General features: G+C 73.5%; 22 protein-coding genes and 1 riboswitch. Of the genes, 10 read left to right on the forward strand and 12 right to left on the reverse strand.

Going from position 1 to position 22,358, the window contains the following annotated elements; all coding sequences use genetic code 11:
• Positions 1-78 precede the first annotated feature (78 nt).
• The 3 genes from ACIO3P_RS36810 to ACIO3P_RS36820 all read right to left on the reverse strand — a co-directional run bounded on the left by ACIO3P_RS36810 (position 79) and on the right by ACIO3P_RS36820 (position 3,215).
• The gene (locus ACIO3P_RS36810) at positions 79-870 is read right to left on the reverse strand and encodes an enoyl-CoA hydratase/isomerase family protein (protein ID WP_329826243.1); all 792 of its coding nucleotides are present in this window, start codon (positions 868-870) and stop codon (positions 79-81) included.
• A gap of 130 nt (positions 871-1,000) precedes the next feature.
• The gene (locus ACIO3P_RS36815) at positions 1,001-1,222 is read right to left on the reverse strand and encodes a helix-turn-helix domain-containing protein (protein ID WP_006123601.1); all 222 of its coding nucleotides are present in this window, start codon (positions 1,220-1,222) and stop codon (positions 1,001-1,003) included.
• Between the two features lie 394 nt (positions 1,223-1,616).
• Positions 1,617-3,215, reverse strand: coding sequence for an ABC-F family ATP-binding cassette domain-containing protein (locus tag ACIO3P_RS36820; protein ID WP_329826242.1), 1,599 nt, complete (start codon positions 3,213-3,215; stop codon positions 1,617-1,619).
• A 291-nt stretch (positions 3,216-3,506) separates the two neighbouring features.
• On the opposite strand from ACIO3P_RS36820, the gene ACIO3P_RS36825 reads away from it, so the two are divergent.
• On the forward strand, positions 3,507-3,908 hold the full coding sequence (locus tag ACIO3P_RS36825; RefSeq protein ID WP_401787738.1) for a VOC family protein: 402 nt from the start codon (positions 3,507-3,509) through the stop codon (positions 3,906-3,908).
• Between the two features lie 66 nt (positions 3,909-3,974).
• Here the strand turns inward: ACIO3P_RS36825 and ACIO3P_RS36830 are convergent, their stop codons facing one another.
• From ACIO3P_RS36830 to ACIO3P_RS36840, 3 genes are all read right to left on the reverse strand, one after another.
• Entirely contained in the window at positions 3,975-5,399 is a 1,425-nt protein-coding gene (locus tag ACIO3P_RS36830; protein WP_401850231.1) for a hypothetical protein, read from the reverse strand.
• A 366-nt stretch (positions 5,400-5,765) separates the two neighbouring features.
• A complete protein-coding gene (locus ACIO3P_RS36835; protein ID WP_329826239.1) occupies positions 5,766-6,893 on the reverse strand; it encodes an alpha/beta fold hydrolase in 1,128 nt (375 codons plus the stop codon).
• Between the two features lie 122 nt (positions 6,894-7,015).
• Positions 7,016-7,726 (reverse strand): class II aldolase/adducin family protein, encoded by a 711-nt coding sequence (locus ACIO3P_RS36840; RefSeq protein WP_329826238.1) that lies wholly within the window; start codon positions 7,724-7,726, stop codon positions 7,016-7,018.
• A gap of 140 nt (positions 7,727-7,866) precedes the next feature.
• Here ACIO3P_RS36840 and ACIO3P_RS36845 point away from each other — a divergent pair, with 140 nt between their 5' ends.
• From ACIO3P_RS36845 to ACIO3P_RS36875, 7 genes are all read left to right on the forward strand, one after another.
• Positions 7,867-9,150, forward strand: a complete 1,284-nt coding sequence (locus ACIO3P_RS36845; protein WP_401787746.1) for an anion permease — start codon at positions 7,867-7,869, stop codon at positions 9,148-9,150.
• 12 nt (positions 9,151-9,162) lie between these two features.
• Positions 9,163-9,426 carry a hypothetical protein gene (locus ACIO3P_RS36850; RefSeq protein WP_401850233.1) on the forward strand — a complete coding sequence of 88 codons (264 nt, stop codon included), beginning with the start codon at positions 9,163-9,165 and terminating at the stop codon, positions 9,424-9,426.
• A gap of 136 nt (positions 9,427-9,562) precedes the next feature.
• A riboswitch (cobalamin riboswitch) is annotated at positions 9,563-9,701 on the forward strand.
• 36 nt (positions 9,702-9,737) lie between these two features.
• Positions 9,738-10,745 (forward strand): cobalamin biosynthesis protein, encoded by a 1,008-nt coding sequence (locus ACIO3P_RS36855; protein ID WP_401850234.1) that lies wholly within the window; start codon positions 9,738-9,740, stop codon positions 10,743-10,745.
• Positions 10,742-12,337, forward strand: coding sequence for a cobyric acid synthase (locus ACIO3P_RS36860; RefSeq protein ID WP_401787751.1), 1,596 nt, complete (start codon positions 10,742-10,744; stop codon positions 12,335-12,337). The genes ACIO3P_RS36855 and ACIO3P_RS36860 overlap by 4 nt, the downstream gene beginning before the upstream one ends.
• Positions 12,338-12,422: 85 nt before the next feature.
• Complete coding sequence (locus ACIO3P_RS36865) at positions 12,423-14,531, forward strand: putative cobaltochelatase (protein ID WP_401850235.1); 2,109 nt, start codon at positions 12,423-12,425, stop codon at positions 14,529-14,531.
• Positions 14,531-15,130: a cob(I)yrinic acid a,c-diamide adenosyltransferase gene (gene cobO, locus ACIO3P_RS36870; protein WP_329826232.1), complete on the forward strand. Its 600-nt coding sequence runs from the start codon at positions 14,531-14,533 to the stop codon at positions 15,128-15,130. The genes ACIO3P_RS36865 and cobO overlap by 1 nt, the downstream gene beginning before the upstream one ends.
• Positions 15,124-16,530: a cobyrinate a,c-diamide synthase gene (locus ACIO3P_RS36875; RefSeq protein ID WP_329826231.1), complete on the forward strand. Its 1,407-nt coding sequence runs from the start codon at positions 15,124-15,126 to the stop codon at positions 16,528-16,530. The genes cobO and ACIO3P_RS36875 overlap by 7 nt, the downstream gene beginning before the upstream one ends.
• A gap of 20 nt (positions 16,531-16,550) precedes the next feature.
• Here ACIO3P_RS36875 and ACIO3P_RS36880 read toward each other — a convergent pair whose 3' ends face one another.
• Positions 16,551-17,318: a ZIP family metal transporter gene (locus ACIO3P_RS36880; RefSeq protein ID WP_401850237.1), complete on the reverse strand. Its 768-nt coding sequence runs from the start codon at positions 17,316-17,318 to the stop codon at positions 16,551-16,553.
• Positions 17,319-17,324: 6 nt separating this feature from the next.
• Between ACIO3P_RS36880 and ACIO3P_RS36885 the strand changes: the two genes are divergently transcribed.
• Both ACIO3P_RS36885 and cobC read left to right on the forward strand, forming a co-directional pair.
• Positions 17,325-17,783 (forward strand): cobalamin biosynthesis protein, encoded by a 459-nt coding sequence (locus ACIO3P_RS36885; protein WP_401787762.1) that lies wholly within the window; start codon positions 17,325-17,327, stop codon positions 17,781-17,783.
• A gap of 192 nt (positions 17,784-17,975) precedes the next feature.
• Positions 17,976-19,037 carry an Rv2231c family pyridoxal phosphate-dependent protein CobC gene (cobC, locus tag ACIO3P_RS36890; protein WP_401787764.1) on the forward strand — a complete coding sequence of 354 codons (1,062 nt, stop codon included), beginning with the start codon at positions 17,976-17,978 and terminating at the stop codon, positions 19,035-19,037.
• 51 nt (positions 19,038-19,088) lie between these two features.
• Here the strand turns inward: cobC and ACIO3P_RS36895 are convergent, their stop codons facing one another.
• The 5 genes from ACIO3P_RS36895 to ACIO3P_RS36915 form a co-directional block, all read right to left on the reverse strand.
• Positions 19,089-20,072, reverse strand: a complete 984-nt coding sequence (locus ACIO3P_RS36895) for an SCO1860 family LAETG-anchored protein (RefSeq protein ID WP_401850238.1) — start codon at positions 20,070-20,072, stop codon at positions 19,089-19,091.
• A 250-nt stretch (positions 20,073-20,322) separates the two neighbouring features.
• Complete coding sequence (locus ACIO3P_RS36900; protein ID WP_401850240.1) at positions 20,323-20,775, reverse strand: NUDIX hydrolase; 453 nt, start codon at positions 20,773-20,775, stop codon at positions 20,323-20,325.
• A gap of 39 nt (positions 20,776-20,814) precedes the next feature.
• On the reverse strand, positions 20,815-21,423 hold the full coding sequence (locus tag ACIO3P_RS36905; protein WP_401850242.1) for an AAA family ATPase: 609 nt from the start codon (positions 21,421-21,423) through the stop codon (positions 20,815-20,817).
• Positions 21,420-22,022 carry an exonuclease domain-containing protein gene (locus tag ACIO3P_RS36910; protein WP_401850244.1) on the reverse strand — a complete coding sequence of 201 codons (603 nt, stop codon included), beginning with the start codon at positions 22,020-22,022 and terminating at the stop codon, positions 21,420-21,422. The genes ACIO3P_RS36905 and ACIO3P_RS36910 overlap by 4 nt, the downstream gene beginning before the upstream one ends.
• Positions 22,019-22,357, reverse strand: a complete 339-nt coding sequence (locus ACIO3P_RS36915; RefSeq protein ID WP_401978275.1) for a hypothetical protein — start codon at positions 22,355-22,357, stop codon at positions 22,019-22,021. Before ACIO3P_RS36915 ends, ACIO3P_RS36910 begins: the two co-directional genes overlap by 4 nt.
• Between the last annotated feature and the right edge of the window lies 1 nt (position 22,358).

A 22,358-nucleotide genomic window follows, 5' to 3' on the forward strand; every position in this document is an offset into this window, starting at 1 on the left:
GTACGGCGCGGAGCTGACCCGTACGGCGCGGAGCTGACGTGTACGGCGCCGGGCTGACCCCGTACGCGAGTACGCCCGTCAGTCCCCCAGGCCGGCCAGGTCGCGCAGTCGGCGTGCCTGCGCCGCGCGCTCGGCGGTGCGCTGGGCCTCGAAGGAGCGGTCCGTCGCGCCCTGGAGCAGGGCCTTGGTCTCGATCAGCGCGTCCCTGGGCGCGGCGAGCAGCGCCGCCGCCAGGTCCTGGGCGGCGGCGTCGAGTTCGCCGGGTGCCACCACCAGATTGGCGAGTCCGAGGTGTCCCGCCTCCTCGGCGTGGACGAAGCGGCCCGTGGCGCAGATCTCCAGCGCGCGGGCATAGCCGACGAGCCCCACCAGCGGATGGGTGCCGGTGAGGTCGGGTACGAGGCCGAGGCTTGTCTCGCGCATGGCGAACTGCGCGTCCGACGCGACGACCCGCAGGTCGCAGGCGAGGGCGAGTTGGAAGCCCGCGCCGATCGCGTGCCCCTGGACGGCCGCGATGGACACGATGTCGCTGCGGCGCAGCCAGACGAAGCCGTCCTGGTACGCGGCGATGGCCGCGTCGAGCTCCGCGTCGGAGCTGCGGGCGAGATCGTTGAAGGACGGCTCGCCGTCGAACCCCTCAGGGGCGAACGCCTGCCGGTCGAGCCCCGCGGAGAAGGATTTTCCCTCACCGCGCAGCACCACGACCCGCACGCTGCCCGGCAGTGACCTTCCGGCTTCCGTCAACGCCCGCCACAGAGCGGGAGACTGAGCGTTGCGCTTGGCCGGAAGGGCCAGTGTCACCGTGGCAACCGCGTCCTCGACGGTGAGCCGTATGCCGTCCTTGTCGAGTACTGGTGCGAGCGAAGTCATGGGGTGCCTCCGGTTCGGGCAGTCGGACTCAACGTACTAAGTGACTGCACAGTAACCACCTGGGCGATCGCGCGATCGCCCAGGGTGGCCACTCCCCGAACCGGTGGCCGGGAGGAGCCGCGCTCCGTCGTCAGGCCGATGCGGCCTTCTTGCCTCGCGTGGCCCCGCCGCGTCCCCGCAGCGTGACTCCGGACTCGCTGAGCATCCGGTGGACGAATCCATAGGAACGGCCCGTTTCCTCGGCCAGTGCCCGGATGCTCGCACCACTGTCGTATTTCTTCTTCAGGTCTGCCGCGAGCTTGTCACGCGCGGCGCCGGTTACCCGGCTGCCCTTCTTCAGAGTCTCGGCCACCCGTGCCTCCTCATGGGAAGTGCGCTCTGGACTTCTCATGATCACCCCTAGCGGGCGTCCTGGCCACCCATTCAGCAAGGTCCGTACGACAAGCTTCGGCGTACTTCAACCTTCGAGCACGAACGGAATGCCCTATTCCAGAGCAGTCCGGATCGGGCCCCGACCTGCGCCGGGTGAGAAGTGCCAGGTCAGGACCGTTCCCCGGACGAGGGTGCGGATGATGTACGTGTGGACGCAATCCGTCGGGTACCACGCCGGGAGTACGAGACGCAGTCACTCAGATGGTGGATCACTGCTGAGCCGAATGATCCAGAGGGAGTGGATCACGCCGGACGATCACACCGTCGGCGGGGCGGCGCAGGACGGGCCGGGACGAACGGCGTGCCCGGACGTGTCAGGCGAGCGCGACCAGGTCCGCGTAGTCCGCGCCCCACAGGTCCTCGACGCCGTCCGGCAGCAGAATGATCCGCTCCGGCTCCAGCGCGTGGACGGCGCCCTCGTCGTGGGTGACGAGAATGACCGCGCCCTTGTACGTACGCAGCGCGCCCAGGATCTCCTCACGGCTGGCCGGGTCGAGGTTGTTCGTCGGCTCGTCCAGCAGCAGCACGTTGGCGGAGGAGACGACCAGGGTGGCGAGCGCCAGCCGGGTCTTCTCGCCGCCGGAGAGCACTCCGGCGGGCTTGTCGACGTCGTCGCCGGAGAAGAGGAAGGAGCCGAGGGTCTTGCGGACGGCGACCAGATCGAGGTCGGGCGCCGAGGAGCGCATGTTCTCCAGGACGGAGCGCTCCGGGTCGAGGGTCTCGTGCTCCTGGGCGTAGTAACCCAGCTTGAGGCCGTGACCGGGGGTCACCTGCCCGGTGTCCGGCTTCTCGACCCCGGCCAGCAGGCGCAGCAGGGTGGTCTTGCCGGCGCCGTTGAGGCCGAGGATGACGACCCGGGACCCCTTGTCGATGGCGAGGTCCACGTCCGTGAAGATCTCCAGCGAGCCGTACGACTTCGACAGGCCCTCGGCGGTGAGCGGGGTCTTGCCGCAGGGGGCGGGCTCGGGGAAGCGCAGCTTGGCGACCTTGTCGGACTGGCGCACCTGCTCAAGGCCGGAGAGCAGCCGCTCGGCGCGGCGGGCCATGTTCTGCGCGGCGACGGTCTTGGTGGCCTTGGCGCGCATCTTGTCGGCCTGCGAGTTCAGGGTCGCGGCCTTCTTCTCCGCGTTGGCGCGCTCGCGCTTGCGGCGCTTCTCGTCCGACTCGCGCTGCTGCTGGTAGAGCTTCCAGCCCATGTTGTAGACGTCGATCTGCGAGCGGTTGGCGTCCAGGTAGAACACCTTGTTGACGACCGTCTCGACCAGTTCGACGTCGTGGGAGATGACGATGAAGCCGCCGCGGTAGGTCTTGAGGTAGTCGCGCAGCCAGACGATGGAGTCCGCGTCGAGGTGGTTGGTGGGCTCGTCGAGGAGGAGGGTGTCGGCGTCCGAGAAGAGGATGCGGGCCAGCTCGACCCGGCGGCGCTGACCGCCGGAGAGCGTATGGAGGGGCTGGCCGAGCACCCGGTCGGGCAGGCCGAGCGCGGCGGCGATGGTGGCGGCCTCGGCCTCGGCGGCGTACCCGCCCTTGGTGAGGAACTCGGTCTCCAGGCGCTCGTACCGCTTCATCGCCTTCTCGCGGGTGGCGCCCTGTCCGTTCGCCATCCGGTCCTCGTTCTCGCGCATCTTCTTCAGTACGGAGTCGAGGTCGCGGGCGGAGAGGATGCGGTCGCGGGCGAGGACGTCGAGGTCGCCGGTGCGCGGGTCCTGCGGGAGATAGCCGACCTCGCCGGAGCGGGTGATGGTGCCGGCGGCGGGGATGCCCTCGCCCGCGAGGCACTTGGTGAGGGTCGTCTTGCCCGCTCCGTTGCGGCCGACGAGGCCGATGCGGTCGCCCTTGGCGATACGGAACGAGGCGGACTCGATGAGGACACGGGCGCCGGCGCGCAGCTCTACGCCGGTTGCGGTGATCACGGAAAGACTCCAGGGCGGTATGGACGGCGGAAGAGGGCAGGCGGACGGATTCTTCGACGCCGGCTAATGCACAAGGAGAAATGCCATACGGGCCAGTCTAGCGGGGCGGCGCAACTGCTGTGCCGGGACGGGCTCTCCGGGTGGCCCCGCCACCAGGCACGGAGGACGGCTGTCAGTGGTCGGTGCGAGACTGAGACCCGTATCACAGAAGGACCGGAATCGGAGCAGGACCGTATGTATCGGACGGGGCACGGCCGTGCCCGCGCCCGTGAACGTGAAGGGGTGATCAGCATGACCGGTGGACCGAGCATCTGTCCGTCGCTCCTCTACCAGGACGCGAAGGCCGCGATCGGCACACTCAAGGACGCCTTCGGCTTCACGGAGGTGAGTGTGTACGAGGGCGAGGACGGCACCGTGCTCCATGCCGAGCTGGCCTACGGCAGCGGGGTGGTGATGCTGGGGTCCCGGAGCAGGAAGGGTGTCTTCGCCCGGGCGATGGCAGACGGCGGCCCGGTGGGGGTCTACGTGGTCGTGGAGGACCCCGACGCGCACCACGCGCGGGCGGTGCGGCACGGCGTGGAGATCCTGCTGCCGCCCACGGATCAGGAGTACGGCGGGCGGGACTACATGGCGCGGGACGCCGAGGGCAACCTGTGGAGCTTCGGGACGTACGCGCCGGCGCTTCCGAACTGACGGGCACGGGCCGCCGCGCCCCAGGCTTCCGGGGCGGCGCCCCCGGTCACGGGGGCGCCGGGGGCGTCAGGATCCTCCGGTGTGCACCTGGAAGGCGGCTCTGCGTACGGCCTTGGCCAGGGCCGGGTCGGGGTGTGCGGCGGCCAGCGCGACCAGGACCTGGACGGTACGGGGATGGCCCAGCGCCCTGACCTCGGCGAGCAGTGTGGGCACATTGCCCTGGACGGCGGATTCGAGGTGCCGGACCAGCAGATCGCTCTCGCCGTGGTCGGCGACGGCCGCCGCCGTGTCGACCCACAGCCAGGTCGACTCCTCCCGGGTCAGCACCTCGGAGGCGTCCTCGGGGTCGGCGCCCTCGTACTCCGCCAGCCAGAGCAGCGCGTAGGGCCGCAGGGAGGTGTCGTGGGCCGCGGCGCGCACATCGGCCTCCGCGGGGGCACCGACCACGCGCAGCGCCTCGAAGGCGAGCCCGCGCAGGAGGGCGTCCTCGCCCCGGGCGACGGTGAGGAGTTCGGTGACGGCGCTGCCGACGGTACGGGCGGCGAGCCAGGCCCGGTACTCGGCGCGGGCCGGGCCCGGGGTGAGCCGGGCGCAGCCGCGCAGCATGTGCTCCGCTGACTGCTCGATGTTGCCCGCGGGGCTCTGGGCGGCGACGCAGATCTGTTCGAGCTTGACCCAGACCGCCCAGTTGCCGAGCGGGGTGAGGGTGGCCTGGCCCTCGCCCCGGGTGAGGGCGCCGACGGCGGCCAGGCCGTCCAGGGCCCAGTCCAGGAGCGGGGGCAGCAGGGCCTCGTCCACCGGGTCGGGAGCCTGCGGCTCGGTGGTGGTGGGGGCGGGGGCGGGCTGCGGGCCGTAGGGGACCTCGCAGCGCCCCTCGTGCAGCTCCGCGACGCGCTGCTGGAGCAGGTCGAGCAGGGTCGGTACGAGCACGGGCCCGGCCGAGAGCTGGAGGAGGGAGAGCACCTGGGGAACGGCCTCGATGACCTCGGCGACCGTCGCGGGGGCGATGTCGGCGGGACCGGGGTGGACGAGCGACCAGGCGTCGAAGAGGGCGACCCAGCCGCGCTGGACGGCGCTGTCGTCGCGGTCCCATGCCTGGAGCCGCCAGCCGGGGCGCACGGTGCCGTCGTGGAGTTCGACGAGGCCGGCCAGCCTGGCCCGGTCCCATGCCGCGCTCACCTGCTCCGGTGTCAGCTCCAGCGCCGTCGCCGCCCGTTCGCGCGCCCCCTCGGTGAGCGCCCCCTCGGTGAGCGGGCCCGCGCCGGGGTCCCGGTCGACGGCGGCCCAGCGGGCCAGCCGTACCGCGTCGGCGAGGACGGCCCTCGCCTGCCGGGCCAGCTCCGCCTGGGGCGGAGTGCCCTGCGGCGGCCGGGGGGCCGGCCGGCTGCGCCCCTCGGCCACGGCCCGTCGGGCCGTGGTCAACGGCCGCCCGCGGACGAGTCGGAGTGTGGAGTTGCGCGCCAATTGCTCATCAGGCTTTCGGGACGTCACGAGGGCAGTCTTCCCGGTGACTGCCCGAAAGCCCAAACGGAACCCCTTTCGGCGGTACCGGAACGGCGGAAGTGGCCCCTCGTGCGCAGCGGTCCCACCGGTGCGCGGGGGGCTCCGGATGTCTGTTCGGGGAGGTGGGGAGGGTGGCCGCACGGGCCCGGCCGGCGGGCGGCGCGGTCCGTGCGGGGGCGCGAAGGCGGCGCAAGGAGTCCAAACGGAGGCGCGCCGGGCGGCGCGCCCACCGCGTACCGACCGGGCAAGGCGCGGGCACGGACGGAGGCGCGGGTGGAGGCGCGGGTGGAGGCGCGGGTGGAGGCGCGGGCTAGCGCTCGGGGGGAGGCTCGGGCGGGCGCTCCATGGTGGGCGCTACATGAGCGGGGTGAGGAAGCGGCGGAGGGTTTCCTCGTACCCGTCGGGGTCCGCGTTCCACATGGCCGCGTGCGGGGCGTGCGGGACGGCGTGGAGGGTGATCAGCCCCGGCCGGTGGGCGGCGAGTTCGCGTGAGGGGTTCCAGGACGCGATGGTGTCGTCGGGGCCGTGGAAGATCAGCGTCGGTACATGGAGATTGCGCGGGTCGGCGGCTTCCAGCAGCCGGTCGCCGTGCAGCCCCGCCCGGCCCTGGGCGGCCCGCACCGCGAGCGGCAGCAGGGGTCCGGGGATCCGGCGGGCGGTGGCCAGTGCCCGCAGGGTGGCCTCCCAGTCCAGTACCGGCGAGTCGAGCACGAGTCCGGCGATGCGCTCGCTGAGGGCGGAGTTCGCGGCGGCGTGCAGGGCCATCGAGGCGCCGGTGGACCAGCCGTGCAGGACTACGCGCTCGGCGCCCAGGCGGACGGCGTGGCGGATCGCCGCGTCGAGGTCGCGCCACTCGGAGTCGCCGAGGTGGCCGAGGCCGTCCGGGGAGCGGGGCGCGCCGGGGTCGCCCCGGTAGGCGAGGTCGAGGACGGGCAGGCGCTGGGCCGCGAGGAACTCCATGACGTTCAGGGGGTGCTCGCGGGTGGTGCCGAGGCCGTGCACGGTGATCACCCAGGTGTCGCGGGGGGCCGGCACGAACCACGCGGGCAGGGAGCCGAGTTCGCCCGGGACCCACATGTCCTGGTGGGCGAGGCCCAGGGCGGTGCCGGGGTCGCCGCTGTGCACCTGCGGGGTGAGCCGTACGCGGCTGCCCGGCACGAGGCTGCCGCGGGTGACCCGTTCCAGCCGGCGCACCACGGTGTCGGCCGGGTGCGGGACGCCGTCCAGGACCGGTCCGACGACGGCGTGCACGCCCGCCCCCTCGATCCCGTACGTTCCGGGGCGCAGGGAGGCGAGCGAACGGGTCAGGGTGACCTGTCCGGCGGCGATGGCGTGCACGGTGATCTTCGGGTCGCTGGGCAGGGGCCGCCCCGGCGGTGCCTTGAGCGCGGCATCGCTGGCGTACCGGCCGGCCGCGACCGCAGCCGCGCCGACCCCGAGCACTGTGGTGACGGCCGCTGCCGTCGCTGTAGCCGGGCGCACGCTCCCAGTGTCACCACCCGCGCCGGACCCGGCCAGCGGGCGGGGGCCGTCGGAGGCCGGAGGCGGGCCCCGCCCACTGGCCGGACGCGGGCGGGACGACCGGTCCCGGGCGGGGCCCGGGGTCAGCTCCGCTGGCCGTAGCCCCGTAGCTTCTCCCCCACCTCGCGCACCTGCTCCTCCGACAGCAGCGAGGGGCGGTGTCCCGGGACCGCGCTCGCCGTGAGCCAGAGGCGGCACATCCATTCGAGCTGGGCGGTGCGGTCGTACGCCTGGGCGAGGGTGTCGCCGTACGCCACCGTGCCGTGGTTCCGCAGCAGGCAGGCCGTACGGTCCACCAGCGCCTCGCGCATCCCGCGGGCCAGCTCCTCCGAGCCGTACAGCGCGTACGGGGCGACCCGGACGGGGCCGCCGAGGGCCGCCGCCATGTAGTGGATCAAGGGGAGTTCGGGGACGAGGGTGGAGACCGCGGTGGCGTGCACGGCGTGGGTGTGGACCACGGCCGTCGCGGACGTGTCGCGGTAGACGGCCAGGTGCAGGGGGAGTTCGCTGGTGGGGGTGAGGGTGCCGAGCACCTGCCGTCCCGTGAGGTCGACCGCGATCGCGTCGCCGGGGGCGAGCCGGTCGTAGGGCACCCCGCTCGGGGTGACGAGGACCAGCTCGCCGACCCGCACCGAGACATTGCCGGAGGTGCCGACGACCAGCCCCTCCGCCGCCGTTCTCCGGGCGGTGTCGACCAGCTCCGTCCAGGCCCGTTCCAGGGCACCCCGCTCGACCGCCGACTCGCCCTGTCCGCCGGTCAGTTCACCTTGTTCGCCGGTCCGCTCATCCGTCATACGCCGATCCTGCCAGGCGTCGCGGACATCTCCACGGAGTGGGTCACTCCGTGGACCCGCTCAGTTCATCTTCCGTTCACTCTGACTCCCTACGTTCACCGAGGCCACCGACGTCGAACGATTGCCTGGGTCCTGGGTCAATGGAACACATCACGCTGCTGCTCGCGATCGTGATCGTGACAGCTCTCGTGTTCGATTTCACGAACGGTTTCCACGACACCGCCAACGCGATGGCGACGACCATCTCGACCGGCGCTCTGAAGCCCAAGGTCGCGGTGGGTATGTCCGCGGTCCTGAATCTCGTCGGCGCGTTCCTGTCCGTGGAGGTCGCCAAGACGATCTCCGGCGGGCTCATCAACGAACAGGGCATCAGAACAGAAGTGATCTTCGCGGCGCTCGTCGGCGCCATCCTGTGGAATCTCTTCACCTGGCTGCTCGGACTCCCGTCCAGCTCCTCCCACGCGCTCTTCGGCGGCCTGATCGGCGCCACCCTGATGTCCGTCGGCGCCTCCGGCGTCAACGGCGGTGTGGTCGTCACCAAGGTCCTGATCCCCGCGCTCGCCGCCCCCGTGGTCGCCGGGCTCGCCGCCCTGCTGGCGACGAAGCTGACGTACCGGATCGGCCGCGGCACGGACGACAAGGCCACCGCCAAGGGCTACCGGGCCGGGCAGATCGCCTCCGCCGGGCTCGTCTCGCTGGCCCACGGCACCAATGACGCGCAGAAGACCATGGGCGTCATCACGCTCGCCCTGGTCACCGGCGGTGTTCTCGCCCCCGGCTCCAACCCGCCCCTGTGGGTCATCGTCTCCGCGGGGATCGCCATCGCGCTCGGCACGTACCTCGGCGGCTGGCGCATCATCCGCACCATGGGCACCGGCCTCACCGACCTCCAGCCGCAGCAGGGCTTCGCCGCCCAGACCAGCGCCGCGACGGTCATCCTGGCCTCCTCGCACCTGGGCTTCTCGCTCTCCACCACGCAGTCCTGCTCCGGCGCCGTGATGGGCGCCGGGCTCGGCCGCAAGGGCGGAGTGGTGCGCTGGTCCACCGCCACCCGGATGTTCGTCGCCTGGGGGCTGACGCTGCCGGCCGCCGGTCTGGTCGCCGCGGGCGCCGAGTTCCTGACCGGCCAGGGCACCTGGGGCATCGCCGTCGTCGCGGTCCTGCTGGTCGCGGGCTCCGCCGGGATCTGGCTCGCCTCGCGCCGCCGTCCGGTCGACCACACCAACGTCACCGCCGGGACCGGCGCCGACCCCGACACCGGCCTCGCCGCCGAGCCGGCCGGAGTGGTGACCACCGCCATCGCGGCCGTCACCCCGCCTCCCCCGGCGGGCGCCCCCGGCCAGGACCTCTCGACCACCATCCCGGCCCCCGCGGCCACCACCCCGGGCCAGACCGGCGAGCCGGCCCGCCCCGCCACGGTGTAAGGAAGCGACCGTATGAACATCGACTGGGCAGCACTCGGCTCCGTCTTCGGCGTCAGCCTCGTGGCGACCGTCGCCCTCGTGGGCCTCTTCACCCTCGGCATCGTGGGCCTCGCCAAGCGGGGTTCCACGGCCCCCCAGGGCCCGGCCGGCACATCGGCCGCCGCCTCCACCCCCGCCACCGGCTCCGCGCCGCTCGCGGCCCGCGCCGGCGCCTACGTGTGCTTCGCACTCTGCGTCGGGGCCGTCGCGTACGGGATCAGCCTCATCGTGGCCTGAGCCCACGAGCGGCCCTCATAGGAGCCCCGCATCGGCCGACCGGTCCGATGTGGGGCTCCGCACGATGTGGGGCTCCGCACACTGTCCCGCCGCAGGTCAAGGATGAGTTGACGGGTGTTGCACGGCGTGGTGGACTTCCGGGGCCATTGACGACGGCAGTAGAGGAAGCCGGTGCGAATCCGGCGCGGTCCCGCCACTGTCACTGTGAGCCCATTGCCGGTCGCGGCACTGGCCTCCAGGAGCCAGGAACTCTCGCCGTCGCACTACGTACGTCGAACCGGGGCGCGGACCCTGAGTGAGGACACTTCGCCATGCCTGGCTGCGGTTCCGCCGCGCGCGGCGGCTCAGCCGCCCTTGCCGCCGAGCGGGTCTTCGCGTACGGCGCCACCCTCGGCCTCCTGGCCGACCGGCTGTTCGGCGATCCGCGCCGGGGACATCCGGTGGCCGCCTTCGGCCGGGCCGCCGGGGCCGTCGAGCGCGCGCTGTGGCGCGACCACCGCGGCTGGGGCGCGCTGCACACCGCGCTCTGCGCCGGAGGCGCCGCCGGGGCCGCGGCACTGGCCGCCGCCACGGTACGCCGCGCCCCCGCCGCCTCCGTGGCGCTGACCGCCGCCGCCACCTGGTCCGTGGTCGGGGGCACCTCGCTGGGCCGCGAGGCACGGGCCGTCGGCGCGGCGCTCGCCGCCGGGGACCTCGAAGCCGCCCGGCAGCGTCTGCCGCATCTGTGCGGGCGCGATCCGTACTCCCTGGACGAGGCGCAGATCGCGCGCGCCGTCGTGGAGTCCGTCGCCGAGAACACCTCCGACGCCGTCGTGGGCGCGCTGGTGTGGGGCGCGGTCGCCGGGGCGCCGGGGCTCGTCGGGTTCCGCGCGGTGAACACGCTGGACGCGATGGTGGGCCACAAGAGCGACCGTTACCGCCGGTTCGGCTGGGCGTCGGCCCGCCTCGACGATGTCGTGGGGTGGCCGGGGGCCCGGCTGACCGCCGCGCTGGCCGTCGCCGCCGGGGCGGACAGACGCGGCGCGCTGCGGGCCGTACGGCAGGACGCGCACCGCCATCCGAGCCCCAACGCGGGCCCGGTGGAGGCGTCGTTCGCCGGGGCGCTCGGCGTACGCCTGGGCGGGACGCTCGCGTACGGCGGGCGGGTGGAGCACCGGCCCGTCCTGAACGCCACGGGGCGCCCGGTCGGGGTCCCGGACATCGAGCGCGCCGTGCGGCTGGCCCGCCGGGTCAACGTGCTCGCTCTCGCGGCCTGTGTCACGGGCCGACTCGGGTACGGCGCGGTGCGCGCGGCCCGCACCACCAGGAGGCGTGGATGAGCCGGAACAGCGGCGGCACCGGGCTCGGCGGAGGGCTGCTGATCGCCGGCACGACCTCCGACGCGGGCAAGAGCGTCGTCACGGCGGGGATCTGCCGCTGGCTGGCGCGCCGGGGCGTGAAGGTGGCGCCGTTCAAGGGCCAGAACATGTCGCTGAACTCGTTCGTGACGCGCGAGGGCGCGGAGATCGGGCGCGCCCAGGCGATGCAGGCGCAGGCCGCGCGCGTGGAGCCGACCGCGCTGATGAACCCCGTGCTGCTGAAGCCGGGCAGCGACCGCAGCAGCCAGGTGGTGCTGATGGGCAAGCCCGTCGGGGAGTTGAGCGCCCGGGGATTCTTCGGGGGGTCCGGGGGGTCGTCCCCCGGGAAGGCGCTGCACGGGGGGCGGCAGGAGGCGCTGCTCGGGCCCGTGCTGGCGTGCCTGGAGGAGCTGCGGTCCACGTACGACGCCGTGATCTGCGAGGGCGCGGGCAGCCCGGCCGAGATCAATCTGCGCCGTACCGACATCGTGAACATGGGGATCGCGCGGGCCGCGCGGCTCCCGGTGGTCGTGGTCGGGGACATCGACCGGGGCGGGGTCTTCGCGTCCTTCTTCGGGACGACCGCGCTGCTGAGCCCCGAGGACCAGGCGCTGATCGCCGGGTATCTCGTCAACAAGTTCCGGGGCGATGTCTCGCTGCTGGAGCCGGGGCTCGACATGCTGCGCGGGCTGACCGGGCGGGCGACGCTCGGTGTGCTGCCCTTCCGGCACGGTCTGGGGATCGACGAGGAGGACGGGCTGCGGGTCTCGCTGCGCGGCGCGGTGCGCGAGTCGGTGGTGGCTCCCCCGTACGGCGCCGACGTGCTGCGGATCGCGGTCTGCGCCGTACCGCTGATGTCGAACTTCACCGATGTGGACGCGCTGGCTGCGGAGCCCGGGGTCGTGGTGCGGTTCGTGGACCGTCCCGAGGAGCTGGCCGACGCCGACCTGGTGATCGTGCCGGGCACGCGCGGCACGGTGCGGGCGCTCGCGTGGCTGCGGGAGCGCGGGCTGGCCGACGCGCTGGCCCTGCGGGCCGCCGAGGGCCGCCCCGTGCTGGGGATCTGCGGCGGCTACCAGATCCTCGGCGAGCGGATCGACGACGAGGTGGAGTCCCGGGCGGGTGAGGTGGCCGGGCTGGGACTGCTGCCCGTACGGGTCAGGTTCGAGCGGGAGAAGACCCTCGCGCGGCCGGTCGGGGTGGCCCTCGGCGAGCCTGTCGAGGGGTACGAGATCCACCACGGCGTCGCGGATGTGCGCGGCGGGGACGCCTTTGTCACGGACCAGGAAGGGCGGGCGCTGGACGGCTGCCGGGCCGGGTCCGTCCAGGGCACGCACTGGCACGGGGCGCTGGAGAGCGACGCGTTCCGGCGGCGGTTCCTGACGGAGGTGGCGCGGACGGCGGGCCGGCGGTTCGTACCGGCCCCGGACACCAGCTTCGGCGCGCTGCGCGAGGAACAGCTCGATCTGCTCGCTGACCTCGTCGAGGAGCACGCGGACACGGCCGCGCTGCTGCGTCTGATCGAGGAGGGCGCCCCGGCCGGGCTGCCGTTCATCCCTCCGGGGGCCCCGTGAGCACCGTGGGACTGAACGCCGTGGGACTGAGCACCGTGGGACGCCGTCCGGTCATCGATGAGTCATTCGAAGGAGCGATCAGCCTATGAGCACCCCTTTTCCGTTCACCGCCGTGGTGGGGATGGACGATCTGCGGCTCGGTCTGCTGCTGAACGCGGTCAGTCCGGCGGTCGGCGGCGTTCTCGTACGGGGTGAGAAGGGCACGGCGAAGTCGACGGCCGTACGGGCGCTGGCCGCCCTGCTGCCCGAGGTGCCGGTGGTGACGGGGTGCCGGTTCAGTTGCGACCCGGCGGCGCCGGATCCGCGCTGCCCGGACGGTCCGCACGGTCCGGACGGTCCGCACGATCCGGACGGTCCGCACGGGAGCGTCCCCGGCGAGGCGCGGGCCGCGCGGATGGTCGAGCTGCCCGTGGGCGCGTCCGAGGACCGCCTCGTGGGGGCGCTGGACATCGAACGGGCGCTCTCGGAGGGCGTGAAGGCGTTCGAGCCCGGTCTGCTCGCGGACGCGCACCGCGGGGTGCTGTACGTGGACGAGGTCAACCTGCTCCACGACCACCTCGTGGACCTGCTGCTGGACGCGGCGGCCATGGGCGCCTCGTACGTCGAGCGCGAGGGCGTCTCCGTACGGCACGCCGCGCGCTTCCTGCTCGTCGGGACGATGAACCCGGAGGAGGGCGAGCTGCGGCCGCAGTTGCTGGACCGCTTCGGGCTGACCGTGGAGGTCGCGGCGTCCCGCGAGCCCGACCTGCGGGTGGAGGTGGTACGGCGGCGGCTCGCGTACGACGACGACCCGGCCGGGTTCGCGGCGCGCTGGGCCGACGAGGAGACCGCGCTGCGGGAGCGGATCGTCGCGGCGCGCGCGCTGCTGCCGCAGGTGAGCCTCGGGGACACGGCGCTGCGCCAGATAGCCGCGACCTGCGCCGCGTTCGAGGTGGACGGGATGCGCGCGGACATCGTGATGGCGCGGACGGCGACGGCGCTGGCCGCGTGGGCGGGGCGTACGGACGTCACCGCCGACGACGTCCGGCAGGCGGCGCTGCTGGCGCTGCCTCACCGCAGGCGCCGTAACCCCTTCGACGCGCCGGGGCTCGACGAGGAGAAGCTCGACGACACGCTGGAGGAGTTCCAGGGCGACGAGGACCCGGATCCCGACGGGCCCGACGGCCCTGACGGCCCCGACGGGCCCGGAGGCGGGGGCGGACAGCCGCCGCACAGCGGACCCGAGGCCCCCGACACGCCCGCGCAGGACGGTCCGGCGCAGGACGACACGCCCGCGCCCCAGGAGACGGACGCCCGGCCGGAGACACCGCCCGAGGGCGGGCAGCCGCGCGCCGGGGCCGGTGAGCAGGCCCCCGTACGGTCCGCCGAGCCGTTCCGCACGAAGGTGCTGAGCGTGCCGGGGCTGGGCGAGGGCGCGGCCGGGCGGCGCTCCCGGGCCCGTACCGAGCGGGGCAGGACGACCGGGTCCCGGCGGCCCCGGGGCGCGCTGACCAAGCTGCATCTCGCGGCGACCGTACAGGCGGCGGCGCCGCACCAGCGGGCGCGGGGGCGCAGCGGTCCCGGCCTCGTGGTGCGCAGGGACGACTTGCGGCAGGCGACCCGGGAGGGGCGTGAGGGCAACCTCGTGCTCTTCGTGGTCGACGCGTCCGGTTCGATGGCGGCCAGGCGGCGGATGAGCGCGGTGAAGGGCGCGGTGCTGTCGCTGCTGCTCGACGCGTACCAGCGGCGCGACAAGGTCGGTCTGGTCACCTTCCGGGGGAAGGACGCGGAGGTGGCGCTGCCGCCGACGTCCTCGGTGGACGCGGCGGCTGCCCGGCTGGAGTCCCTGCCGACGGGCGGGCGGACCCCGCTGGCGGCCGGGCTGCTGAAGGCGCACGACGTGCTGCGGGTGGAGCGGATGCGGGACCCCGCGCGCCGTCCGCTGCTGCTGGTGGTGACGGACGGGCGGGCCACGGGCGGCCGGGACCCGGTGGAGCTGGCGGCGCGCGCGGCGCGTCTGCACGCGGCGGACGGGACGGCGTCGGTGGTCGTGGACTGCGAGACGGGTCCGGTACGGCTCGGGCTCGCCGCGTCGCTCGCCGGCGATCTGGAAGGCACGGCGATCACGCTGGACGAGCTGCGGGCCGACAGCATCGCCGGGCTCGTACGGGACGTACAGCACACCAACAACGGACAGCCCAGGAGGGCCGCTTAATGCCGCAGGGACAGCCGGAGAACGTACCGGACGACGGTCTCACCACCCGCCAGCGCCGCAACCGTCCGCTGGTGCTCGTCCACACGGGCACCGGCAAGGGCAAGTCGACGGCGGCGTTCGGGCTGGCGCTGCGCGCGTGGACGCAGGGGTGGCCGATCGGGGTCTTCCAGTTCGTGAAATCCGCGAAGTGGAAGGTCGGCGAGGAGCAGGCGCTCAAGGTGCTCGGGGCGAGCGGCGAGGGCGGCTCCGTCTCCTGGCACAAGATGGGCGAGGGCTGGTCCTGGGTGCAGCGGGACGCGCAGTTCTCCAACGAGGAGGCGGCGCGGGAGGGCTGGGAGCAGGTCAAGCGCGATCTGGCGGCCGAGACGCACAAGCTGTACGTGCTGGACGAGTTCGCGTATCCGCTGCACTGGGGGTGGGTGTCGACCGACGAGGTGATCGAGGTGCTGCGGAACCGGCCCGGCACCCAGCACGTGGTGATCACCGGCCGTAACGCGCCGCAGGAGCTGATGGACTTCGCGGACCTCGTCACGGAGATGACGAAGGTCAAGCACCCGATGGACGCGGGGCAGAAGGGGCAGAGGGGCATCGAGTGGTGAACGTCCCGCGTCTGGTCATCGCCGCGCCGTCCTCCGGAAGCGGGAAGACGACGGTCGCGACGGGCCTGATGGCGGCGTTCTCGGAGCGCGGCCTCGCCGTCTCCCCGCACAAGGTCGGCCCGGACTACATCGACCCCGGGTACCACACCCTGGCGGTGTCGTCGGGGTCGTCGGGGTCGTCAGGTGGCGTCACGCGCCCCGGCCGGAACCTCGACGCGTACATGTGCGGCCCCGGGCTGATCGGGCCGCTCTTCGCGTACGGCGCCGCCGGGTGCGACCTGGCGGTCGTCGAGGGCGTGATGGGGCTGTACGACGGCGCCTCCGACCAGGGTGAACTGGCCTCCACCGCCCAGGTGTCGAAGCTGCTGCGGGCGCCGGTGGTGCTGGTCGTGGACGCCTCGTCGCAGTCGCGTTCCGTGGCGGCGCTGGTGCACGGCTTCGCGTCCTGGGACCCGGAGGTGCGGATCGGCGGGGTGATCCTCAACAAGGTCGCCACGGACCGGCACGAACGGCTGCTGCGGGACGCGCTGGACGGCTCCGGGGTGCCGGTCATGGGGGTGCTGCGACGTACGGACCAGGTCGGTACGCCCTCGCGCCACCTCGGTCTGGTGCCGGTGGCCGAGCGGCGTACGGACGCGCTCGACGCGATGACGGAGCTGGCCGGGCGGGTGCGGGCCGGGTGCGACCTGGAGGCGCTGCTGGCCCTGGCGCGCAGCGCGCCCGAGCTGGCCACGGAGGCGTGGGAGCCGGGCGTGGCGCCGGTCACGGACCCCGAGCGCGGGCGGCCGGTGATCGCGATGGCCGGCGGTCCTGCGTTCACCTTCTCGTACGCCGAACACACCGAGCTGCTGACGGCGGCCGGCGCCGACGTCGTCCCCTTCGACCCGCTGCGGGACGAGGCGCTGCCCCCTGGCACCCGGGGGCTGGTGATCGGGGGCGGCTTCCCCGAGGTGTACGCACCGGAGCTGTCCGCCAACGAGCCGCTGCGCAAGGCCGTGGCGGAGCTGGCGTACGCGGGCGCGCCGGTGGCCGCCGAGTGCGCCGGGCTGCTCTATCTGGCGCGCTCCCTGGACGGGAAGCCGATGTGCGGGGTGCTGCCGGCCGACGCCCGGATGTCGGGGCGGCTGACGCTGGGCTACCGGGAGGCGGTGGCGATCGGCGACAGCGCGCTGGCGGTGGCCGGGACCCGGGTACGGGGCCATGAGTTCCACCGGACGGTGCTGGAGCCGGGGGCCGGGGCGGAGCCCGCGTGGGGTCTGGTGCATCCGGAGCGCCGGGTGGAGGGGTTCGTCAGGGGCGGTGTGCACGCGAGCTATCTGCACACGCACTGGGCGGCGACGCCGGAGATGGCGCGGCGGCTCGTGGCACAGGCGGTGGGCGCGGGCGGGGACGTACGGTGACCGTCCCGCCGCCGAAGCCGTCAGCCGGCGACGCCGACCACCAGCCAGATGAAGCCGACGCCCAGGACGGTGCACAGGAGCGTGGAGCGGGCCGGGTGGTCGTGGTGCGCCTCGGGCAGGATCTCGGCGGCGGCGAGATAGAGCAGTACGCCGCCGAAGAACCCGAGGTAGCTGCCGAGCAGTTTCTCGGGGAGCGTGAAGAACAGCGTGGACGCGGCGCCGACGACCGGTGCGAGGGCGTCCGCGACCAGCATGGCGATGGCCCGGCGGCGGTCGTTCCCGTACAGGCTGGTGATCGTGTACGTGTTGAAGCCGTCGGCGAAGTCGTGGGCGATGACGGCGAGGGCGACGGCGGTGCCCATGCCGCCGCCGATCTGGAAGGCCGCGCCGAGGGCGATGCCGTCCATCAGGCTGTGGCCCACCATGGCCGCGGCGGCGGTCAGCCCCACCTGGGGGACGCGCCCGTCCTTGCCGGGGCCGTGGGTGTGGCCGGGCCCGGCGGGGCCGTGCGGGTCGCCGCCGTGGGCGGCCTGACGGACGGCGAGGAGCCGTTCGACCAGATGGGCGACGAGGAAGCCGCCGACGAAGAGCAGCAGCGCCCGCGGCACCCCCAGGAACTCCTCACCGGCGGCGTGCAGCGCCTCGGGCAGCAGGTCGAGGCCGACCACGCCGAGCATCAGCCCACCGGCGAGTCCCAGTACGAGATGGCGCCGGTCGGTGACGCGCTGCGCGGTCCAGCCGCCGAACAGCGTCATGAGGAACGCGCCGAGCGCGACGAAGACCGCCATGGGCCCTTGCATAGCCGATCGGACCGGTTCCGCGCACATCAGGAACCGGGTGCCGCGCTGATCGTGGGGGTCGGCGCGCGGGACGGCGCCTCCGTGGCGGAGGTGCTCGGGCTGATCGAGGAGACGCTGCGGGACGCGGGTCTTGCCCCGTCCCGTGTCGTGGAACTGGCGACGGTCGAGGCGAAGGCGGGGGCGGCGGGGATCACCGGGGCGGCGGCGCGGCTCGGTGTGCGGGTACGGGGGTATCCGGCCGCGCTGCTGGATGGGATCGCCGTACCGCATCCGTCGGCGGCGGCGCTCGCCGCCGTGGGGACGGCGTCCGTCGCGGAGGCCGCGGCGCTCGCGGGCGGCGGGGGTCTGCTCGTACCGAAACGGAAATCCCGTCCGATTTCCGGGCCCGCACGGGTCACCTGTGCGGTGGCGTACAGGGGCCAGTCGGAGTGGAACCGACCCGGGCGGAAATGATGTCGGTGTCGTCCGTACCCTCACACTCCCCGGCCCTTCGGCCCTCCGGCCGTCCGGGACCGTCCCGTCCATCGAGAGCAGAGTGAACCGTGAGCATGGCACCCCACCAGCGGGGAACGTCCCCCGTGCCGCCGGCGGTCCGGTCCTGCGGGCCCGCCGCCATATCCGATGATCATCACAGTGGTGGCCGCCATGTCTACGCGCGCTGACAGCTACGACCTGCGCCATCACGGCGACGCGGAGGTCCGGGACTGCGCCGCGGGCCTGGTCGACCTCGCGGTCAACGTCCGTACGGGCACGCCCCCGGCCTGGCTGCGCGCGCGGATCGCCGATTCGCTGACCGGGCTCGCCGCCTACCCCGACGGGCGCGCGGCGCGCGCCGCGGTCGCGGCGCGGCACGGGCTGCCGGTGGAGCGGGTGCTGCTGACGGCGGGGGCGGCGGAGGCGTTCGTGCTGCTCGCGCGGGCGCTGCCGGCCCGCAGGCCCGTCGTCGTGCATCCGCAGTTCACGGAGCCGGAGGCGGCGCTGCGGGACGCGGGCCACGAGGTGGGCCGGGTGCTGCTGCGGGCGGGCGACGGCTTCCGGCTCGACCCGGCGGAGGTGCCCGAGGACGCCGATCTGGTGGTGATCGGCAACCCGACCAACCCGACGTCCGTGCTGCACCCGGCCGACACCATCGCGAAGCTGGCCAGGCCGGGCCGGACGCTGGTGGTGGACGAGGCGTTCATGGACGCGATACCGGGCGAACCGGAGGCGCTGGCGGGGCGTACGGACGTACCGGGCCTGGTGGTGCTGCGCAGCCTCACCAAGACCTGGGGGCTGGCGGGGCTGCGCATCGGGTACGTACTGGCGGAGCCGGGGACGGTGGCCGCGCTGGAGCGCGTCCAGCCGCTGTGGCCGGTCTCGACCCCCGCGCTCGCGGCGGCGCAGGCGTGTATGGAGCCCGCGGCGCTCGCGGAGGCGGAGCGGGCGGCGCGCGGGATGGCGGTGGAGCGCGCGCATCTGCTGGCGGGGCTGGCGGAGTTCGAGGAGGTACGGGCGGTGGAGGCCGCGGAGGGCCCGTTCGTCCTGATCGCGATGGACCGCGCGGACGCGGTACGGGCCCGGCTGCGCACCCTGGGCTTCGCGGCCAGACGCGGCGACACCTTCCCGGGCCTGGGCCCCCGCTGGCTCCGCCTGGCGGTCCGGGACCGCACGACGACGAACCGTTTCCTCCAGGCGCTCGACCAGGCGCTCACGGCGGTCGGGAGCTGACGGGGGTACGGCCGGGGCCGGTGCGCGCCGGGCGCGCACCGGCAGGACGGATCAACGCCTGGCGCGCGCCCTCCTCGTCAGGGCCAGGGCGCCCGCGCCCACCGCGAGGAGCGCCGCCGCGCCGCCGGCCAGATACGGCGTGGCGGAGTCGCCGCCTGTCTCCGCCAGACTGGCCCGCTCGGGTTCGGCGGCGCTCTGGGGCTTCAACCTGGCCTGCTCCGGCTCCGCCGGTTCCCGCGCCTCGGCGGTCCCGGAGGGCTCCGGCCGCTCCGGCACCGCCACCGCGGGCGCCTTCGGTGCCTCACAGGTCGCCTCGGCGAGCGTGAGCGTGCCCTGGACCTCGGCGACGTTCAGCTTCAGCGGGTTCACCGAGACCGTGAGGCCGAGCGCCGTCGCGGCGGCCGTACGGGTGGTGGTGCGGGTCTGCGACAGATCGAGGGTCACCTCGCCCACACCCGGCACCTCGACCCGCGTCGGGCCGCCAGCCGAGAGCGTGACCTTCTTGCCGAGCACGGTCACCTGCCCGAGCAGGTTCGAGTCGGCGACCGGCCGCTTGCCGGCCTCGCAGACCGCGCTGGAGGTGACCTCCTCGATCTCGACGAGCGACAGCAGCGGAAGCCCGGGGACATGGACCTTCGCGTGGGCGAGCCGGGTGTAGCCCTTGGCCCGGCGCGCGTCGGCCGTCGCCTTCGCCGTGGCGACATCCGCGCGCAGCACACTGAAGGGCCTGCCCTGGTCGACCCCGTCCAACCCGACGGAGAGCGCCGTCCGCTCGGCGCTCGCCGGGGCCTGGACCTCGTTGAGCGAGGCCCTCAGCGGCACGTCGACGGTCTTGCCGAGCAGGGACACATCAAGCCCGGCCCGCAGCACGACCGCACTCGCCCGCCCGTCGCCCGTACGGCCCTCACCCGGCCCACCGGTGGCGCCCGCCGGCGCGGCGAGGAACACAGGGCCCGCCGTCAGCGCTGCGGCGGCCATGACGGCGGCGGCACGGTGGCGGCGGCGTGCGGGCATGCGGAAGGTGTTGCTGTTCAAGAGAGTGGAACCCCCACAAGAGATCTGGCGTCGCCCGTCCTGCCTGCTCGGGGACACGAGACTGCGGCAGCGGCGACCGGGACACCGGAATCCTGTACGCACGGAGAGTGAACTGGCGAGCACCTGACGTTAGTTCACCCTAAAGTGGGGTTTTCGGGGCCACATTCGATTCTGCCGACGCAGGTGTTCCCACCCTTCACCCGGATGGCCAGGGGTGCGGGTCGCACGCCGGTGCCCCAGTGGTGAGCGTTCAGCGAGCGCCGGCCGAGGTCATCTGCTGGGCCAGCAGCAGCGCCAGGAGGCCGCCCTGGAGCAGGAAACGTCCCTGGACGGCGGCCCGGATCGCATCGGCCATCGACCACCACATCAGCGTGAAGTCCGCTTCGCCCGGCGCGAGTTGCCGCGGTCCGCAGGTGAGACCTTCGGCCAGGAAAAGGTGGACGCGGGCGGAGGCGTTCAGGGTGATGGCGTACGAGCCGAGGGGCCGCCAGGTGTCGGCGGTGACGCCTGCTTCCTCACGCAGCTCGCGCCGCGCGCACTCCTCCGGTGTCTCGTCACCCTCCCGGCGCCCTCCGGGCAGGAACATGTACGCGCCGCCGTGCCGGGGGAATTCGGCGGCCAGAACGGCGACCATGCCGTCCCCGTCTCGGGCCACGATGACGGAGGCGTCGCGCATCGCTCCCCGTTGGGATGTGTCAGTCATGGCCCGGGAGCGTGGTCGCGTCCTCGGGAGGAGTGGCGGTCATGCCGGAGCCTGCGTCGCGCAGAGCTGGAGGGCGTGCTCGATGGCCAGCTCCTGGCTGGCGGGGGCGCTGGTGACACGGACGTACCGGATGTTCTCCTCGCGTAGAAGATCATGGGTGTGGAGGTCGACCAGCGTGCGGTAGCGGGCGTCGTGGTCATGCTTGTGTTCCACGGGGAGGCTCGGGTCGAGGACAGTGGCCAGGAGAAGGTCGTAGGTGTGGCCGTGGGCGGAGGCGAGTCGGTGCGGCGCCTCGCGGTCCGCCTGCGGGGCGGGTTGCCGCCGCCACTCCTGGGCGGCTCGGAAGTAGGCGAGCGCGTCCCAGCACGCCCGGTCGGCGAGCACGACCTGTACCGGGCCGTCCTCCAGTCGGGCTGTGGCGGCGATCTCGTCGGCGATGCCGGTGGCGATGACCCACGTGGTGGAGGCGACGGTGTGGTGCTGCATCTTGGGCAGCGGCACGAGGGCGGCGCGCCGGCCGAGCTTGCCGGTGCGGGCCACCGGAATGCCCTGGCCGCGCAGTTCCATCTCGATGCGGCGCATCAGCAGGGTCTTGCCGGTGGAATGGGCTCCCATCACACCGATACGGATGGGAGTGGGCGAGGTCACCACAGGGTGGGCTCCTGTTCTGGTTCGGGGGCTCCGGGCAGGCCGGGCGGTACGGCGGCGGCGACGAGTTGGTCCCAGCTCTCGTAGCGGTTGGCCATGGCGATGAGGAGTTGTGCGGTCGCGTAGGCGTCGAAGGTTGCGCGGTGACGTTGCGCGGGGGCTTCGCTCAGATCCGGCGCTGCGTGTTCGATCAGGGCGTCGAGGCTGTACTTGGCGAGGTCGGGATAGGTGGCCCTGGCCAGCCGGAGAGTGTCGAGCACTCCGGCCGGCTGCCACTGGGGAAGGTGCGCGGAGAGCACCTTGTAGTCCACGTGCGCGTTGTGGGCGCAGATCCATGAGACGCCCAGGAACGTATGGACCTGGTTGGCGATCGCCTCCCAGCCCGGCGCCTTCTCCAGCCGCTCGTTGGTCAGACCGTGGATGCGTGCGGCAAACGGGGTGACGGGGCGGCGCGGCCTGGTCAGCCACGCCCCCGCCGTGCCCGTGTCCGGGCGCCCTTCCCGTACGGGGAGGGCAGCGACCTCGATCAGGTCGGGCGGGTTGGTGCCGTTGCCCTCGACATCGACAACGAGCACCAGGGGCCATGAGGAGAAGTTCATGTGCCGGGGTTTCCGTTCTCCGCCTTCCAGCCGATAGGGGCCCGGCCGTGCCGGCGGTGGTAATGGGGCTTGGCTCGGTCGTGGCACTGGAAGCCGAAGCCGTGCTGAAGGTAGTAGCGCGGCGGCTCATCCAGTCCCTCCACGACAATGGCACGGTCGTTGACCTCGATCGGACCGGTCGCGCCGAGACCTCGTGCCTCCTGGATGACGTTCGCCAGATCGGGCTTGAGCCACGCGGCCCGACACTTCGCGACCTGCTCCGGCGGACAGATGTCGCACAGTTCCCGGATGCCGTAGTGCCCGTTGTAGTCGGCCTCTTCGTGGGCGTAGGCCACG

The organism is Streptomyces sp. NPDC087310 (genome assembly GCF_044744405.1).
Classification (GTDB): Bacteria; Actinomycetota; Actinomycetes; order Streptomycetales; family Streptomycetaceae; genus Streptomyces.